Source organism: Pelagibius litoralis, assembly GCF_011683915.1.
Taxonomy (GTDB): Bacteria; Pseudomonadota; Alphaproteobacteria; order Kiloniellales; family Kiloniellaceae; genus Pelagibius; species Pelagibius litoralis.
Window position 1 is genome coordinate 185,156 of the sequence record NZ_JAAQPH010000008.1, and the last position, 17,622, is coordinate 202,777.

Sequence of the window (17,622 nt, forward strand, 5' to 3'; positions counted from 1 at the left end):
GTAACGACATGGTTGCTATGTTGGGCCTAGGTGACCGGTGACAGCCGGGTTGTGCCCGACTGCCGCCCGGACTGCATCCCAGACTGCCGCCCAGGCGAACTGGCGGCAGACCCGGCCCTATGCCGGGAAGTCCCGTCGTTCGAGAATCGACCTATCCGGAAAGGATCGATGGGCACCGTCGTTGCGACATCGATAGCCAACTCGGACAGAACCGCGCCCACGCCCGGGCCTAATTGAAACCCATGACCCGAGAAACCGAAGGCGTGGATCAGACCGGGCGTCGTCTCGCTCAGGCCAACGACCGGCAGCCCGTCAGGCATAACGCCCTCGATTCCGGTCCAGGTCCGGATGATCTGCGCGCTTGCAAGCTTTGGCACCAGATCGACCGCGAGCCTGACGGCGCCAGCGGTAACATCGGCCAAGGGACGCGCCACTATTTCATCCCGGTCGGCGACGCCGACCCCGGCGCCGAAAATGACATTACCCCGGCGGATCTGACGGACATAGACACCACCGCCGCAAACGCCGAGATTCGGCACCAGGAAATATGGGATGGGGCCTGTAACGCACATGTTCGGCGCCATCACCTCTTCGGGCACCGGCTCACCGAACCAGGCGGAAACCGTCGAACCCCAGGCGCCGGCAGCATTGATAAGCCGGCCTGCCCGAACCGATGTTCCGTCGGAAAGACAAAGTTCGAAGACTTCACCGTCATGGCACGCGTGGAGGACTTCGATCTCCTCACGAATATCGGCCCCCGTCGCGACAGCCGCGCGGGCGAAGGCCGGCGCGACGAGCCTTGGATTGGCATGACCGTCTTCGGCGCAAAACGAGCCGCCGACAACGCCATCGCCGAGCCAGGGAAATCGCGTGCGAATCCTTTCAGGTCCTATCGTTTCGAGTTGCAGGCCGAATTCGCGGGCGCGACTCGCATAGATTTCCAGTTCAGCCATCTCGGATTCCGAGCGGGCCAGCTTCAGGTGCCCCGTAGCCTCGAACTCGCAATCAGTACCGACCAGTGCATCGAGTTCAGCCCAGATCCGCCGGCTGCGCCTGGCCAGCGGCAACTCCACCAGGTCCCTGCCCTGCTGCCGCACGCCACCGTAGTTCACACCGCTGGCCTGACCGCCGCAGCGCCGTCGTTCCAGCAAGACAACAGATGCCCCGCGCCGGCGCAGGTGGAGGGCCGCTGAACAGCCCACCAGCCCTCCCCCAATGACCGCCACGTCAACCTTCGTCATGACACGGCACCATCGAGGAAGGCAGTCATCGGGACCGGCTTAACCGGCGCCTGCCCGCGCAGCCGTCCGACCGCTTCAAGAGGCACCCCGAGGCTCTCGGCGAGTATCTCGGCTGCTGCGGGGCCGCAGACACGGCCCTGGCAGCGGCCCATGCCAAGGCGCGTAAAGGCCTTGGCCCGATTGAGCTCGGTTGCCTTGAGCTCACAAACGGACTTGCGCAGTTCACCCGCCGTGACGGCTTCGCAGCGGCAGATCATAAGGTCGTCAGCGGCTCCGGCCGCGAGATCGGCGGGGAAAGGAAAAGCCCCTGCTTCCAGTGATCGGCGAAAACGCTCAGACCGGGCGAGCCGCCGGTTCAATGCTTTGAGCTCTCTTGCACTTTCGGCTCGGCCGAGATCGTAGAGAAGAGCGTGCGCAGCACGTGCGCCACTCAACTCGGCAGCATCCGCTCCCTTTACGGCCGCTCCATCGCCGGCGAGATAGACACCCTCGATGTCGGCGCGCCCCTCGCCATCCTGGCTAGGCAGCCACTGGCGTTGGACCGGGTCGAAGACAAAGGAGACACCGCAGAGATCGGCAAGCTGGGTCTCCGACCGCAAGCCGAAACCTGCGGCCAGGGCGTCGCAGGCCGTCCGTTTCTCCCGGCCGCGACGGTCATGCCAAACAACCCCTGAAACCGTGCCGTCAGGTCCAGGATTAACAGCGACAGGCCGTATGCCCGCCGCTAGTTGGATACCACGCGCGCGTAATCGGAGAACATAGTAGAGGCCTTTTAGAAAGGTCCGACCGCCGCTCATAAGCCCCGGTAGCGCGCGGCACTTGGCGGCGAACGGCGCCGTATCGAGTACGGCCCTGACATCGACACCCGCAGCGGCATATTGATACGCGGCGAGGTAAAGCAACGGCCCCGTGCCGATAAAGACAGGATGCTCCCCGATGGCACAAGCCTGGTACTTGAGGGCAACCTGCGCGCCGCCGAGGGTGTAGACACCGGGCAGTGTCCAACCCGCGAAGGGAACGACCCGGTCCATAGCCCCGGTCGCCAGGATCAAGCGGTCCCATCTCAACTCTTTCGGACCCGTCTCGGTCACAACACTCAAGGTCCGTCCCTGCGCAGACCAGACAGCGGCGTTGGGCCAATAGTCAACCTGGTCTCTCAGATTGTCGAAGGTTCGGTGCTGGTCACCGGCCCGCTTCGCTTCGAAACCGTAAAGCGCATTGGGATCACGGCGGAATACCGAAGGTGGTCTCCGATAGATCTGGCCGCCGCTTATGGAGGCCTCGTCGATCACAGTCGGGCGAATGCCTGCCTGCACGAGGGTCTCGGCGGCGCGAACGCCCGCGGGACCGGCGCCGACGATGACGGTGCTAGGCATTCCCGGTACCTCTCGGCGCAATTGCCATGCTAGGCCCCGTGAGAATTGCGGAGTACAGGAGGGCCCAACGGTTCATCCGATGAGATGGCCTGCCCATTTGCCACTCAATCAAGGCCAATTTTGTAGACCTTTCCCGGATAAGGCGCGTTGTCGCCATCGTCCACCGCCGTCACATAGATGAACTTGCCAGACGGGTCGAAAAAGAGGTTTGGAGCGTATGGCGATGGCACGTCAAGCGTTCGCAGAAATTTTCCTTCGGCATCGACAACGAGAATTTTTCCCAGACGGTTATAGAGTCCGATGTAAAGGTTCCCTTCGGCGTCGAACTCCATTCCGTCCGGCGTAAGGCCCTCCTCGGTGGTGTCGTCCATCACTCTGTCCAGGCGGACAAATTCGCGCCGATCCGCAAGCGAGCCGTCGTCTTGAACAGTGAATTGGACGATCCTGCCGGCATATGATTCCGAGCAGTAGAGGGTCTTGCCATCTGGTGACAAAGCGACGCCGTTTGCATAGTGAAGGTCATCGGCTAGCTGACGGATCAAACCGTCCGCACCGTAATGGAACACCCCGCCGACTATGGGCGCCGTCTCCCAGGGCCCGGATGTCGTGACGTAGAACCCGCCTTTGCCGTCAGGCGTAATGTCGTTGGGACCAATGAGCGCTATTCCGCTCTCGCTTTTCTCATAGGTCTGAAGCGTTTTTCCGGCACTGCTGATCTTCACCAAGCTATTGCTGTCATAGCAGGTAACCAGGAAGGCGCCTTCACCGTTCGGCTCTACAGCAGCGGGCCCACAGCCGTCCAAGGTCCAAACAACCGCGCTGTCCTGACCATCCCAGGACATGACCGTGTGGCCGCCATACTCGACATAGTAAAGCTTCCCGTCATGCCAAACCGGGCCCTCGGGAAAACGGGCATCCGCATCAATAACTTCGGCATCGGCTGCCTGCGCCCCTGGTGCCCAAACCAAAAGTCCGGCCAAAGCGGCTGCAACAATGAAAGGCCGCCCTGCGCGGGAAGCCAGGCGCCCTTTCCGGGATTCATTTCTATTCTGGACTATTGTCATTTGGTCCAATCTCCCATGTTCATGAATCGCTGGCAGGCCCCTGCCGGCGGAATGGCCGTTGGAAACGTTCCGCATAGTGACATCCCGGGTCGCTTCAAAGGCGTCCAAGTGCCACTGAGGAGCTCAGGCAACATTTGATGGCCGGCGCGGACCGTCGCGGCGCAGGAAATGATGCTAGCCACCGTCAGCGCCTCTCGTCAGAAGCGTCATGCCGGACTCGATCAACGTAGTGCAGGCGCGCAAGGCCATACCGTCACTCTGACGGACCCAACAATCCTGACAGGCGCCCATCAGGCAGAAGCCGGCGCGCGGTTCGCCATTGAACTCAAAGCGGCGCAGATACCGCGAATTCGTAAGTATTGCCGTGAGGATGGTATCTCCCTCCAGCGCCTCCAGCAGGGCGCCATCGAGGGTGAATGCGATCCGTGGCCGGTCCGTCGCTGCGACACGCCGCAACTGTCCCTGGGAATGCCCCGCCAAGCCCATGTCGTTCATCTCCCCGGCGCTTCGCTCACCGGTTGGTCCGGCGTTGCAAAACGCTCATCTGCCCTTCACTGACTCATATTTTATAATCCATAGTATGGAATATACAAGTAGAATCTATCATTATATGATGATACTGGATACCTTGATGAAGCGGCACAGATTGACGGAACGACCGCATCCCTTGGAGAACAGCATGACGATTGCCCAGGAACTGGCGCATTTTGTGAGCGAAACCACGTCGGTACCGCAGGCGACACGAGAAATGGCCGTCAGTGCTGTTTTCGACCTCATGACGGCAGCCATTGCGGGGCATGAATCCCCGGGTGGGCGGGCGGCCAGGGACGCCGCGCAAGCAATCTGGGGAGCGGGTGAATCTGCGGCTTGGTTCTCGCCGGTGCGCCTGACGATCACCGGCGCAGCGTTTGCCAATTCCGCAGCGGCGTCGATGATGGATTTGGACGACGGCCACCGGGCAGCGGCCGGCCATCCCGGCGCCTGCATCATCCCGGCCGTGCTCGCAACGGCCGAATCCTGTGGAGCGGATGCAGAGCGTGTGTTGACCGCCATAGCTTTGGGGTACGAGATAGCCATTCGGATTGCCGCCGCACGAGACATGGACAATCTCGACACCCTTGTAACCGGGCCCTGGTGCGGTCAGGGTGCGGCAGCAGCAGCCAGCTGGCTCCGTAAACTCCCACCGAGCAAAATTGCCCAAGCTATTGCGATTGCCGGTTCGACAGCCCCGAACCTGGCGGCAGTCGCTTACTCGCGGGTCATGGGTAATCATGTGAAGGAAGGCATAGCCTGGGCGACGGCGACGGGCCTTGCGGCGGTCGATCTGGCGCAAGCAGGGTTCACCGGGCCGATCGATCTCTTCGACAACGACAAATTCTACGATCCCCTTAAGCTTTCCCGGGCGCTCGGTAAAAGCTGGCTGATCGATGGCATCTACTTCAAACCCTATAGCTGCTGCCGATGGGCCCATGCCGCACTCGACGCCTTATTGGAACTTCAGACTGAGGGAGCGGTCAACTTGGCCGCCGTACAAAGGATCGACGTTCACACCTTCAGCCGGGTGTTCAGGCTCAACAACGATCTGGCCCCAGCCAACCTCGAGGCGGCTCAATACAGCGTGCCCTTCTGTCTCGCTCTCATGGCATTGCGCGGGGTCGGCGCTTTTTTACCGCTCACCGAAGAGTCTCTTGGAGACCGCGAGGTCATAGCGCTGGCGAAGCGCGTCCACCTGTGGGTCGACCCGGAACTGGATGCCATGTTCTCGAAGGCTGTACCGGCACGGCTGGAGGTTACGATGCCGAACCGGCGTGTCACACGGACAATCATCGAGCCCAAGGGTGAAGCGACCAATCCCATGACCCGAAACGATCTCAAGGCGAAGTTCGAGACGGCGACCAAAGATCTCATTGATTCCAGCCTCGCCTCGTCTCTGATATCCGCTATCGAGAAGCTTGATGAAGGTCACGCCCAGCCGCTTTTTGATGTTCTCGCAAATTCACCGGCTCTTGGGGACTCGCAACAAGGTTCTGGATTGACGGTGCAAAATGCCTAAAGTTGAAATCCCGGTGGCAGGCCTCCGAGTTCGGCAATCGGGTTCGAAGAACTCCGGGCAGGTGCCAGGAGACTATTGAGTTCGTCGTCCGGCAATGCCGGACTTAAGTCTACAAAGCAGCGGTGGCCTATTGGCGGCCGTGTCGATGTTGCAGAGGCAAGGTTTGATTAAGGACAAGGCAACTGAAAAAGCGACCGGGACCCAGCTCCTCGATCGCGCTGTTGCGATCTTGAGCTATCTGGGCAGTGCCGGAGAACAAGGGGCCAAATCCGCTGAACTGGCCGAAGCCGTGGATCTGACTCAACCGACGGCCCATCGGATCATTGCCGCCCTTGAACGGCACGGCCTTATCGAACGCGAGGAAGCGACCAGGCGATACCGCCTCGGGCTTTCACTTTTCGTGCTCGGTGCACAGGCGGCGGATGGCACTGGTTTCCGGCGGATCTGCCATCCCGCGCTCCTCCGCCTGGCCGCTGAGACCGGCGACACGGTCTTCCTCATGGCACGCAGTGGTTTCAACACTGTGTGCGTAGACCGCCAGGAAGGCAGCTACATGATCGATAGCCTGACCGGCCAGGTCGGCGGACAGATCCCACTCGGCGTTGGTCCGGCCAGCCAGGCAATCCTCGCGTTCCTGCCGCCCGAGGAGGCCGAGATCATCCTGGAAACCAATGCGCCCCAGTATGACAACTTCAACGGCTTATCGAACAGCGAAATTGCCAACCGCCTGCCTGAGATAAGGGATCAAGGCTACGCTTTCGATCATGGCCGCCTGGTCGAAGGAATTTCAGCGATCGCCGTGCCAATCCTACCCCATGGCCGCGACGTCGTCGGCTCGCTCGCAATCAATATGACCAGTGCCAGACTGCAGCCAGAACGCCTGCCACAACTTATCGATCTGCTCCAACGCGAGGTCAAGGCAATCGAGGAAAGCATCAACCCTCTCGATCTCGCGATCAAACGCCGGCGCTGAATGCCGGAAATCCACGGAAGCATGCGAGAACGACGATCTCGGCATTGAGACGCGCGAGTTTTCGATCTGTTCTGAAGTTCCAAAACTCCGTTTCCAGAAACCAACAAAGCCCCGTCTTTTGGACGGGGCTTTTATTGGTTGCGGGGGCCCGCAACCACCGAAACCGACATTTGCTTAAGGTACTGATCTAACAATCGAATTCTGCAGTAAATCCAAGGCCGACTTAATGCTGCCCTTTGCTTGTCGCCGATCTAGGACATGCAGCTAGAGCAGATCCCGGTCGGATGGAATCGCCAGAGGCGATCCATCGACCGGGTGAATCTGCACTAACTATTTGATGGCGATCGGATTCACATGTTTTGGCGCAGCCACAAAGTGGTTCCGTCAAAACATGATCCGATCTAGACACCTGGGCGTGGAGCATCACAGACACAACTGCCGGTGATTTGGATTTTCGAGTTCAGGGCGAACGGCGCTGCCCTCGACTGAGTTGCTTCTCGCCAGAAGCGATCATTCGGCGGTCGTGCATCTGCGGCCTGGCAAAAGCGTCTCAGTTCGGGATCAGGGCGCCGGGTTCGCCAACGTTGAGGACGCGGCGGATCTCGTCGGTCTTGAAGCCGAGCGCCATGGGGCGGACGGCACCGGGCAGGGTCACGACATCGTAGAGTTCCTCGACCACGCCCTCGATGCGCAGCCAGTGGACGATGTCGCCGCTTTTCAGGTCGATCACCATCAGACCGCAGCGCGCATCGCTGTCGGCCTTGGCCAGGTTGTCGTCCAGCGCCAGGCCGCTGAAGGTGCGGTTGCCGCGCGGACGCGACAGTCCGACCACGGCAAAGTCGCCGATAAAATTCAGGCCGCGCAGATAGCCGGGGCAGAAGGCCACCCGCTCGAAATGCCCCTTCTCGGGATCGACATAGCCGAAATGGCCCGTGCCCGAATCCAGCAGCCAGAGCCGCCCGTTGTGCAGGCGCGGCGAGTGGGGCATCGACAGAGCGCTGACGACGATCTCGCCGGAGGCCACATCGATCACGCAGCCGCCGTCGCCGCGGCGGTCACGCCAGCCGTCGGCGACGTCGGACTGGCTGACCGCCGTCACGTAGCGGGCCCGCCCGTCTTCCATCGCCAGGCCGTTCAGATGGCAACGGTCCTCCGCCGCCAGCTTACTGAGGAAGGGCGGCTGCCAGAGCGGGACGAAGCTGTGCGCCGGGCTGACCGTGGCCAGACAGCCGAACAGGGTGTTGACGAAGATCGCCCGGCCATCGGCGTCGACCGCCACGTCGTGGATGTCCAGGTCGCCGGTGGTATAGGCGAGCTGCGGGATGTAGACCCGGTCGTAACCGTTGGCCGCCTGGCCATCCTGGGCCGCGTTCTGGAAGCGCCAGAGCTGGTAGAGCGTGCTCATCCACAGGCTGTCGCCCTCCGCCCAGAGGCCCATGCAGCGGTTGAAGGTGCGCTCGAAGATCGACAGGCGGCCATCGGGCTGCAGGCCGATGAGGAACAGCTTGCCGGCCTGATAGGTGGTGAAGGCCAGGCTGGTCTGCCGCTCGGCCAGCCAGTTGGGGAACTGCCGCGAGGGCGTCAGTTCCACCTTGGCCGCCTGGGTCGCGCCGGTCGCGGCCGTCTTGGTCATCTCTCCGCCATCCATTTGGTGATGCCGCCTTAGCTTATCTCGACCGTAACGTCGGTTTCCGACAGCAGTCGGGCCTCGGTCCCGGCGGAGGTATAGACGTTGTAGATGGTGCCGTCGACGGTCTCGGTTCCGGCGGCGCTGAAGTCGCCGGTCAATGCCACCCTGTCGCCGGTGTCGCCGAAGACGAAGAGGTCGCTGGTCTCGTCGGAGAGCTGCAGCAGATCCTGGGTATCCAGCGCGAGCGTGTTGTTGCCGCTGCCGGTGAGATCGATGGCCTCGATGTCCGTCACTTGAGAGGAACTGTCGATGGCTGTGAAGTCGAGATCCAGATCCGCACCGTCCAGTGCCAGGATGTCGAAGCCGCTGCCGCCGTCGATCCGCGCGAAGCCGGTATCGGATACGATCAAGAGGTCGTCGCCGGCCCCACTGCGGATCACGTCGGCCCCGCCGCCGCCGGCCAGGCTGTCGTTGCCCCGGCCGCCGATCAGGATCTCCTGTGCGCTGGTCCCGGTCGTCGTCACCGGCGTGTCGCCGCTACCGAAGGCGCCGCCGAAAACCACATAGACCGCCCCGGCATCGGTCCCGCCGTCATCATTACGCGGCGCACCGAGGATCAGGTCGTCGAAGCCGTCGCCATTCAGGTCACCGGCCGAGGAGACGCTGTAGCCGGCCCTGTCACCGGGCACATCGCCCTGAAGGACGAAACCCTCGGCCTGAGTGAGGGCCGCCAGGTCGAGCACCCCCGGCGTTCCGGACGAGCCGAAGCCATCGGCCTTGCCGAAAACCACATAGGCCGCCCCGGCATCGTCCCCCCCGTCGTCATTACGGGGCGCGCCGACGATCAGGTCGTCGAAACCGTCGCCATTCAGGTCACCGGCCGAGGAAACGCTCAAGCCGGCCCTGTCGTCCGTCGCTGCGCCCCGGATGACGAAGCCGACAGCGGGGTCCAGAGGGTTCTCCAGGTCGATGGTCCCGAAGGCCTCGGCCTTGCCGAAGATCACATAGGCCGCCCCGGCATTCGTGCCCCCTTCGTCGTTATAGTGGGCGCCGACGATCAGGTCGTCGAAACCGTCGCCATTCACGTCCCCGACTGAGGAAACGCTCACGCCGGCCTGGTCGCCCGGAACGTCGCCCTGGATGACGAATCCATCCGTCGGAGTGAGGTTCGCCAGATCGATGTCACCGAATCCGCCCGCCTTGCCGAAGATCACATAGGCCGCACCGGCATAGCCGCCGCTTCCGGGCGCGCCAACGATCAGGTCATCGAAGCCGTCACCGTTGACATCCCCGGCAGAGGAAACGCTTCCGCCGGCTATATTACGCCCCACAGGGCCCTCGATGAGGAAACCGCCGGCGGAGGCCAGCGGGTCCGCCAGGTCGATGGTCCCAAAGCCATCCGCCTTGCCGAAGATCACATAGGCCGCCCCGGCCAAGCCGCCGCCATAGGGCGCGCCGACGATCACGTCATCGAAGCCGTCGCCGTTGACGTCCCCGGCCGAGGAAACGCTTCCGCCGGTCCTGTAGCCGCTATCGGCGCCCTGGATAACGAAGCCATCCGTCGCAGCCAGGTTCGCCAGGTCGATGGTCCCAAAGCCATCCGCCTTGCCGAAGACCACATAGGCCGCGCCGGCAAAGAACGCGGCGTCGTTGTTAAGCGGTGCGCCGACGATGAGGTCGTCGAAGCCGTCGCCATTGACGTCTCCGGCCGAGGAAACGCTTCGGCCGGCCCAGTTGAACGACGCAGCGCCTTGGATGACGAAGCCGACGGTGGGGTCCAGAGGGTTCTCCAGGTCGATGGTCCCAAAGGCCTCCGCCTTGCCGAAGATCACATAGGCCGCCCCGATGCCGCCGTCATTACCGAACGCGCCGACGACGAGGTCGTCGAAGCCGTCTCCATTTACGTCACCCGCCGAGGAAACGCTCCAGCCGGCCTGATCGCGGTCCGCGTCGCCCTGGATGACAAATCCCTGGGGGTTGCCCAGACCGGTCAGGTCGATGACCGGGGCGATGGCGATGGCGCCGTTATCCTGGAACTGGACAAGGTTGCCGATGTCGGCGGCGGCGCGGACCTGGTCGCCGTCGCCATCGCTCAGCGTGACCACGACCTGAAGCGCATCCGCGGCCAGGGCGATGGCCTGGTCGAAGGTCTCCGGGCTGTTGTCGTGGGCCAGCAACAGCCACTGGGCCAGATAGATCGCGCCGCTGGCGGGATCGACAGCAATGGCGAAAGCCGCCGGGTCGTCCGGCCCGGCGCTGCCATCGCCGTCCTGATCGACCCGGCCGACCACCACCCCGTCCGCTTGCAGGAACAGATAGATATCCAGGTCATCGGCGGTGTCGAGCCCGGAATCGACCAAGCCGTTGTTGCCGTTGATCGCCAGGGCGAAGCTGGTCGCGGCATCGGCGTCGCCGCCCAGCGGTCCGTCGCCGCCCAGCGGTCCGTCGGCGCCGAAGTCGGCGGCGGTCACCGTGATCAAGCCGCCGGCGTTGGCAGCGAAACCCACCGCGCCGTTATCCTTGCCGGCCGCATCCGGATCGTCGCCGGGGTTCTCGACCGCGTTGAAACGGTTCTGCACCGCTTCCGACAGGCCGGCAAAGGCGATGCCGTCGGCATCGCCGTCGGGGGCCGGCATCTCGAAGTGCAACAGGGTCTCAACCGTGCTCGCCGTTACCGTCACCGCCGGCCCGTCGTCCTCGAACCTGATCAGGGAACCCAGTTCCACCGCGGCGTCATCGGCATCGCCGTCGCCGTCGCTCACCGTCTGCACCAGCGACAGCAGATCGCCGTTCAGGCTCACGCTCTCATCCGAGCTGCCGGTATCGCCGTGCTCCAGCGCGCGCAGCTGGGTGATCGTCACGTCGCCGCTGCCGGCATCGACCGCGACGGTGAAAACCAGCGCATCGCCGGTCTCGGTGCGGCCCTCGATCACGCCGTTGTTGTCGACCAGGATGACCGCCTCGCCGGAAGCCGTGTCGGTCAGGCCGCTCGCGCCCGCCGCCAGTTCCAGCGTGTAGACCTTGCTCGCCTGGCCGTCGGTACCGGCATCGGCAGAGTCGACGAAGAGATCGGCGGCCAGGACCGTCACCGCGCCCAGACTTGCCGTCTCGTCCTCGCCCGGGTTCTCCCCCAGGCTCTCGTCCACCACGATCGCCGCGCCGGGCAGCAGGGCCAGGCCCGCCGCCGGGCCGTCATCCTCGAAGGAGATCACACTGCCCAGGTCGACCGAGGCGTCATCGGCATCGCCGTCGCCGTCGCTCACCGTCTGCACCAGCGACAGCAGATCGCCGTTCAGGCTCACGCTCTCATCCGAGCTGCCGGTATCGCCGTGCTCCAGCGCGCGCAGCTGGGTGATCGTCACGTCGCCGCTGCCGGCATCGACCGCGACGGTGAAAACCAGCGCATCGCCGGTCTCGGTGCGGCCCTCGATCACGCCGTTGTTGTCGACCAGGATGACCGCCTCGCCGGAAGCCGTGTCGGTCAGACCGCTCGCGCCCGCCGCCAGTTCCAGCGTGTAGACCTTGCTCGCCTGGCCGTCGGCACCGGCATCGGCGCTGTCGGTAAAAAGGTCCGTGCCCAGGACCGTCACCGCGCCCAGGCTGACGCTCTCGTCCTCGCCGGGGTTCTCCCCCAGGCTCTCGTCAACCACGATCGCCGCGCCGGGCAGCAGGGCCAGGCCCGCCGCCGGACCGTCATCCTCGAAGGAGATCACACTGCCCAGGTCGACCGAGGCGCTGTCGACATCGCCGTCGCCGTCGCTCACCGTCTGCACCAGCGACAGCAGATCGCCGTTCAGGCTCACGCTCTCATCCGAGCTGCCGGTATCGCCGTGCTCCAGCGCGCGCAGCTGGGTGATCGTCACGTCGCCGCTGCCGGCATCGACCGCGACGGTGAAAACCAGCGCATCGCCGGTCTCGGTGCGGCCCTCGATCACGCCGTTGTTGTCGACCAGGATGACCGCCTCGCCGGAGGCCGTGTCGGTCAGACCGCTGGCGCCCGCCGCCAGTTCCAGCGTGTAGACCTTGCTCGCCTGGCCGTCGGTACCGGCATCGGCAGAGTCGACGAAGAGATCGGCGGCCAGGACCGTCACCGCGCCCAGGCTGACGCTCTCGTCCTCGCCGGGGTTCTCCCCCAGGCTCTCGTCAACCACGATCGCCGCAGCCGGCAGCAGGGCCAGACCCGCCGCCGGACCGTCGTCCTCGATGGTCAGCGTGATGGTGGCGGGCGGCGAGACGTCGCCGTCATTGTCGGTCACCACGTATTGCAGCGTCAGGAATACCGCCTCGTCGAAGGGGTCCGGCGTGGCGCCGGGGTCTTCCGCCCCGGCCACGGGGTGGTTGATCGGCTGGAAGGTGACGAACCAGAAGTCCGCCGTGCCGGGGCCGGAGGCGAAGGCTTCGAAATCCGGAATGAAGGCGACGAAGACCGGCGCGCCGCTGTCGGCGCCGATGCCCCAGACAATGCGGCTGTCATCGGGATCGGTCCGCAGCAGGATATCTTCGGGGTTCGCCCGGCCGCCGGTGTCGAGCCCGCTGTCGACATCGGCATAGCTTAAGAAATCAACGGCCCGCGCCGGCCCGTTGAGGTTGGCATCGAAGGTCAGGCTGCCGTTGGCCGCCCCCGTGACCGCCGGCAGCCCGCCAGCGCCGGGAAAGCTGTTGTCAAAGGCACCCGCAAGCGTGCTTTCGATGCCGGCGGGCAGGTCGGTGTCGTCTGAGGCGTCATCGACTCCCGGCGTTTCGTCGAAAGTAAGGGCGCTGTTCTCCGCCGTTGGGATCGAATCCGGAATCTCATTTTCGGGAAGGGCGGCCGCGCCCGCCACGGCGGTCGGGGTGGCCCCTGCCAGCGTGCCCACCGCCGCCGCCAAGAGATCGAGAGTCTCGCCCAGATCATCGTTGTACTGCGTCGCACCACCACCCTGGGCGCCCGGGCCAGCGGCGGTCTCGAGGTCCGCCTCGCCGGACCCGGCAAGCGCCAGGGCCTGGCTCAGCAGCACGTCCGCACCCACTTCCGTGCCTGCCATGGTGAAGGTCGGGGTATCGCCGCCCTCGACCACTGTCACCATATCGAGGAAGACAATCTGGCTGTCCGGTATGCCGTCGTCGTTGTCGTCGAAGACCAGGACGAAGTTGGCGCCCTCCACCTGCACCTGCGCCCCATCCGGCGGGAAGTTCAGGTTGTAGATCTGGCCGGCGACAGCCTGGACCTCGACGGTCTGGCCGGGCGCCGGGCGCGCGATGTCCACCACCGCGCCGGCCTGGCCGAGCAGGACCGCGCTGCCATCGCCAATGGCGAATCCCACGGTTTCTGAAGTATTCTCGGTAAACTTGTCCGTGAGGTCGTCCTGACCCTCATGGCTACGACTGAAGTCGTCCATCACTACCTGTCTCCCACTTGACCTCGACATCTCTTTATTTGGCAAGACCAATAAAAGAGGGCAGGTTATTTCTTTTCTGTGCGCTCGATTTCAATGCGCCCATTCAGCCAGAAAGATAGATCGACGTTATCTACGCCGTATTTTTAGGATTTACTTACGGCAGGCAATTCAGAACTCTGCCAACTGGTTGCCTATTGTAATAAATTCCTCAAAATGGGCACTTGAAACAACTACAATTACAAATAGAAAAACTTATGCGAGACGCTAAATCCTTGAGCTCCACCGCCAAAAGCATCACGCCTTGTACACCGCACCGGGCAGAGGCAATCTGAGGCGTTGGAACACGGTGTACGCACCTCTTCAGGGCTGATACGATGCAATTTGAATTGATCATAAAGATTCTTGACGGTCAAGTTAAATGAATGAACAGGATCCCCTTCTTGAAGAGCTCACGCAGGCGAGCCGGGAGGTCTATGCCGCCGTGGATCTGGTCGAGGACCAGATAGCGAAAATGCTGGGGATCCATCGCAGCGACCTGCGCTGCCTTAACATTCTGGAGAACGGGCCACAGTCGGCAAGCGAGATCGGCCGGCGTGCAAACCTCACCAGCGGCTCGGTAACGGCGCTGGTAGACCGCCTTGAACGTGTCGGCTTGGTCGAACGGCACCGGTCAAGCACCGACCGCCGGTCGGTGCTTGTCAATATCCCGGATCGGAGTTACCCGCGCGTCGACGCCCTTTACAGCCAGGTCGGACGCGCCATTAAGGAAAGCTTCCAGAGTGCAGACCCCGCGGGCCTGCAGGTCGCCACCGAAGTGCTGAGGACCTTCGCCGCAGCATGCCACAACGCCCAAAACCGTATCGAGGAATCCAAGACGCCAACTGACCAATAACCCTGCCCCCCGCGCAGATACAACTTCCGACGGCCAAGGTCGCCGAACACTGCGCCGAGATGCCGAGGGTCGCCGACTGTTCCAAAACGCGCGAGCCCAGCCGCATACCATCTCGTCACTTACATCTATAGCCTGCCCAGCAAACAAGTTGGCGATATCCCGAAGGTTCAGATTGAACCTGAGATCGCCAGGAATCCGGGCAAACGCCGAGCAAGTCCTTCAAATCGGTGAAGGCTGCGGATTAAAACGGGGCCTTGGCGTCGGCGGCGCGGCACAAATTTATTGGCTGCGGGGGCCCGCAACCACCGAAACCGACATTCACTTGCAATGCCAATCTGATGATCACTAAGCATCAGAAAATAGCCCAAATTAAGCGTCCTACGATATCGCTGGATTGCAGTTCCTTCCCTTACATATCAAGGCCCCTGTCAGTGTGACAGTGCCCTCACAGAGCCTAACGGCTTGGGGTTCCCGTTCGCGCTGAACCATCCAGCGCGCGATCCGTCACCCCGTCGATCAGGACAAAGGCGATCACGCAGGGTTCGGTTCCGCGGTTCGACCAGGCGTGATTGGTGCCGCGCTGCACCACGATGTCGCCTGCCGAGAGCCGCACCTCCTCCTCATCAAGCAGCATAAAGATCTCGCCCTTGAGGATCACGGCGTAGTCGACACTGTCCGTGCGGTGCATGAAGGGGTGGCGCGCGCCCTCGACGATGTTGGCGCCCGCCCCCATCTCGGCGAAGGCAGACTTGCCGTCCAAGCTCGCCAAAACCTCCGGGTCCTCAGGCAAAAACTCGACACACCTGAAAACAGTCCCGTTTGCGGGAGGGTGCAGGACAAAAGGCCCATCGCAGGTCTCCGTGGCGGCGTCGTACTCCGCCGGGGTGCCGTCGGTCTGCCAGAAATTCGTCAGGGTTACGCCTGGCCGGTTCGGGCGTTGAAGGATGTGACCGGCATCTTGGTCCGAGACCACGCAGGCAACGCCCTTGGCATCATGACCGGTGACGACGCGGCGGAATTTCTGGGCCATGGCTTGCTTTCCTGAGTTCTAAAGTTTCGTAGCGGCCCGCAGGGACCGGCTTTCAATCACGATGAGTCCCAAAAGAAGGACCGTGCCCAAAAGCGCTGTCGCCGGGATCTGTATGATCAGGCAACCGCCGCCGGCACAGGCAAGACACCTGGAAAAAGGGCTCAGAGGTCGCGCGAGACACCCGATGACCGCCGCCGCCACAGCACCGGTCCCGACGATCCCGGTCACGACAGCCAGGAGGTTCTCCCCGATGCCATCCTGCAGCAAAAGCCCGGGTCCGAAAACGAAGGCAAAGGGCAGGAAAAAGCTGGTGACGGCATAGGCCGCGGCGGTCCACCCGACCTTGTTGACGTCGGCCTTTGCGATACCGCCGGCGACATAGGCCGCCAGCGCGACAGGCGGGGTGATCGTCGATATGCAGCCGTAATAGAAGACGAAGAAATGCGCCGTCAGCATCGGCACATCCAACTTCACCAAGGCGGGTGCGACGACAGTCGCCAGGATCAGGTAAGCCGCCGTCGTCGGCAGCCCCATGCCCAGAATGATCGAGGTGACCATGGTGAAAAAGAGCGCGACAAGCAGGTATCCGCCGGAAGCGATGTCGATCAGGACCGCAATCTTCGACCCAAGCCCCGTAATTCCGAGGGTGCCCGAGATGATCCCCGCCGCGGCGCAGGCCGCCGAGATCGTGACAACGCCCCGCGCGCCCTCGGCGATACCGCCAAGGATCTTGCGGACGTAGTCCAGATCGAACTTTCTCTGCCAGGCCAGGTCGAGACCGATCAGAACCAGCATGGCCCAGAGTGACGCCTTGAAGGGCGAATAGCCTGCAAGCATAAGCCCGATCAGGGTTCCGAAGGAGGCGATGAAGGGAAACCCCTCAATCAGCACCCGCAGCGTGGAACGATCATCCTCGGCGTCGATCTTAACCGGCTCGAGGCCCGATTTGACGGCCTGAAAGTGAACGACGAAGAAGATCGAGCCAAAGAACAGGATCGCCGGCAGAAGCCCCGCGCCCATAATCGATATATAGGGAACCCCTACGATTTCCGCCATGATGAAGGCCGCCGCCCCCATTACAGGCGGCATCAGTTGCCCGCCGGTCGAGGCTACGGCTTCGATCGCACCGGCTTGGTGCGGCGCATAGCCTTCCCGCTTCATGATCGGAATGGTCAGCGTTCCCGTGACGGCGACATTGCCCGCGGCGGAGCCCGACACCATGCCGATCAGAGTCGAAAAGATTACCGCAGACTTGGCGCTGGCCGCCCGTAGCCCGGCAGTCAGCCGAACCGACAGCGCAAAAAAGAAATCTCCGGCCCCAAAACGGGACAGCAATGCCCCGAAAATCGTGAAGACAATGATGTAGGTTGACGCAACGCCGATGGGGATGCCGTAGACGCCTTGCGTGTCGGTGGTCAGAAAGATCACCATGCGCTCAAGGCTGTAGCCCCGACTGTTCAAAAGACCCGGCAGGTAGGGACTGACAAAGGGATAGCAGAAAAAGACCAGGGTAATCCCGGCCAGGATCAGACCGATGCCCCGCCGGGCAGCCTCAAAGACAACCACAATGATGACGAGTCCGGCATAGAAATCCCCGGGTTCGGTCAGACCGCCGCTGAAAGCGATGGCTTTCCAACGAACCAACAGCCATAAACTGGCAGCAAGGGTCGCCAATACGAGAACAAAGGAAACAAGGCGATCGGCGCGCGATCCCGACAGGTCCCGCCGCAGAGGCTTCAGCGCAAAGACCAGCGTGAGCGCCAGCATCAGATGCACAAGCCGCGTCTGCATCGTGGAGACCGCGAGAAGACCCGACACCACCATCAAGTGGTAGACGCCAAACCCGAGAGCGATCAGGAAGAGAAGGTTCTCGGATTTGAAATACCGATGCACGGCCGCTCGCTCCAGCTTCTCGTTGTCAGGGCCCGGATGACCTGCCCGGGATCGACAGCGGCGCCTCTAGATAAGGCGCTTCGCACAAACCA

At 62.8% G+C, this 17,622-nt stretch carries 11 protein-coding genes; 3 read left to right on the top strand and 8 right to left on the bottom strand.

Translation table 11 applies throughout. The annotated features are described in order from the left end of the window. Positions 1–26: 26 nt before the first annotated feature. From HBA54_RS12375 to HBA54_RS12390, 4 genes are all read right to left on the bottom strand, one after another. On the bottom strand, positions 27–1,241 hold the full coding sequence (locus tag HBA54_RS12375; protein ID WP_167224908.1) for an NAD(P)/FAD-dependent oxidoreductase: 1,215 nt from the start codon (positions 1,239–1,241) through the stop codon (positions 27–29). Then, entirely contained in the window at positions 1,238–2,617 is a 1,380-nt protein-coding gene (locus HBA54_RS12380; RefSeq protein ID WP_167224910.1) for an FAD/NAD(P)-dependent oxidoreductase, read from the bottom strand. Before HBA54_RS12380 ends, HBA54_RS12375 begins: the two co-directional genes overlap by 4 nt. A 104-nt stretch (positions 2,618–2,721) precedes the next feature. Beyond that, the gene (locus HBA54_RS12385) at positions 2,722–3,681 is read right to left on the bottom strand and encodes an SMP-30/gluconolactonase/LRE family protein (RefSeq protein WP_167224912.1); all 960 of its coding nucleotides are present in this window, start codon (positions 3,679–3,681) and stop codon (positions 2,722–2,724) included. A 174-nt stretch (positions 3,682–3,855) separates the two neighbouring features. Further along, on the bottom strand, positions 3,856–4,176 hold the full coding sequence (locus tag HBA54_RS12390; protein ID WP_322096033.1) for a (2Fe-2S)-binding protein: 321 nt from the start codon (positions 4,174–4,176) through the stop codon (positions 3,856–3,858). A gap of 184 nt (positions 4,177–4,360) precedes the next feature. On the opposite strand from HBA54_RS12390, the gene HBA54_RS12395 reads away from it, so the two are divergent. Then, positions 4,361–5,734 carry an MmgE/PrpD family protein gene (locus tag HBA54_RS12395; protein WP_167224915.1) on the top strand — a complete coding sequence of 458 codons (1,374 nt, stop codon included), beginning with the start codon at positions 4,361–4,363 and terminating at the stop codon, positions 5,732–5,734. Positions 5,735–5,897: 163 nt separating this feature from the next. Next, positions 5,898–6,707 (top strand): IclR family transcriptional regulator, encoded by an 810-nt coding sequence (locus HBA54_RS12400; protein WP_205944611.1) that lies wholly within the window; start codon positions 5,898–5,900, stop codon positions 6,705–6,707. Between the two features lie 550 nt (positions 6,708–7,257). On the opposite strand, the gene HBA54_RS12405 is transcribed toward HBA54_RS12400, so the two are convergent. Together HBA54_RS12405 and HBA54_RS12410 are read right to left on the bottom strand one after the other, a co-directional pair. Then, positions 7,258–8,340 carry a TIGR03032 family protein gene (locus HBA54_RS12405; RefSeq protein ID WP_167224919.1) on the bottom strand — a complete coding sequence of 361 codons (1,083 nt, stop codon included), beginning with the start codon at positions 8,338–8,340 and terminating at the stop codon, positions 7,258–7,260. A gap of 29 nt (positions 8,341–8,369) precedes the next feature. Continuing rightward, positions 8,370–13,715 (bottom strand): DUF5801 repeats-in-toxin domain-containing protein, encoded by a 5,346-nt coding sequence (locus tag HBA54_RS12410; RefSeq protein WP_167224921.1) that lies wholly within the window; start codon positions 13,713–13,715, stop codon positions 8,370–8,372. A gap of 418 nt (positions 13,716–14,133) precedes the next feature. Here HBA54_RS12410 and HBA54_RS12415 point away from each other — a divergent pair, with 418 nt between their 5' ends. Beyond that, complete coding sequence (locus HBA54_RS12415) at positions 14,134–14,607, top strand: MarR family winged helix-turn-helix transcriptional regulator (RefSeq protein WP_167224923.1); 474 nt, start codon at positions 14,134–14,136, stop codon at positions 14,605–14,607. Positions 14,608–15,061: 454 nt separating this feature from the next. Here HBA54_RS12415 and HBA54_RS12420 read toward each other — a convergent pair whose 3' ends face one another. Continuing rightward, positions 15,062–15,637 (bottom strand): cupin domain-containing protein, encoded by a 576-nt coding sequence (locus HBA54_RS12420; RefSeq protein WP_167224925.1) that lies wholly within the window; start codon positions 15,635–15,637, stop codon positions 15,062–15,064. 18 nt (positions 15,638–15,655) lie between these two features. Then, entirely contained in the window at positions 15,656–17,530 is a 1,875-nt protein-coding gene (locus tag HBA54_RS12425; RefSeq protein ID WP_205944612.1) for a TRAP transporter permease, read from the bottom strand. Positions 17,531–17,622: the final 92 nt, after the last annotated feature.

Coding starts and splice junctions, on each gene's coding strand:
- HBA54_RS12375 (WP_167224908.1), bottom strand. CDS start 1,241: ATGACGAAGGTTGACGTGGCGGTCATTGGGGGAGGGCTGGTGGGCTGT.
- HBA54_RS12380 (WP_167224910.1), bottom strand. CDS start 2,617: ATGCCTAGCACCGTCATCGTCGGCGCCGGTCCCGCGGGCGTTCGCGCC.
- HBA54_RS12385 (WP_167224912.1), bottom strand. CDS start 3,681: ATGACAATAGTCCAGAATAGAAATGAATCCCGGAAAGGGCGCCTGGCT.
- HBA54_RS12390 (WP_322096033.1), bottom strand. CDS start 4,176: ATGAACGACATGGGCTTGGCGGGGCATTCCCAGGGACAGTTGCGGCGT.
- HBA54_RS12395 (WP_167224915.1), top strand. CDS start 4,361: ATGACGATTGCCCAGGAACTGGCGCATTTTGTGAGCGAAACCACGTCG.
- HBA54_RS12405 (WP_167224919.1), bottom strand. CDS start 8,340: ATGACCAAGACGGCCGCGACCGGCGCGACCCAGGCGGCCAAGGTGGAA.
- HBA54_RS12410 (WP_167224921.1), bottom strand. CDS start 13,715: ATGGACGACTTCAGTCGTAGCCATGAGGGTCAGGACGACCTCACGGAC.
- HBA54_RS12415 (WP_167224923.1), top strand. CDS start 14,134: ATGAATGAACAGGATCCCCTTCTTGAAGAGCTCACGCAGGCGAGCCGG.
- HBA54_RS12420 (WP_167224925.1), bottom strand. CDS start 15,637: ATGGCCCAGAAATTCCGCCGCGTCGTCACCGGTCATGATGCCAAGGGC.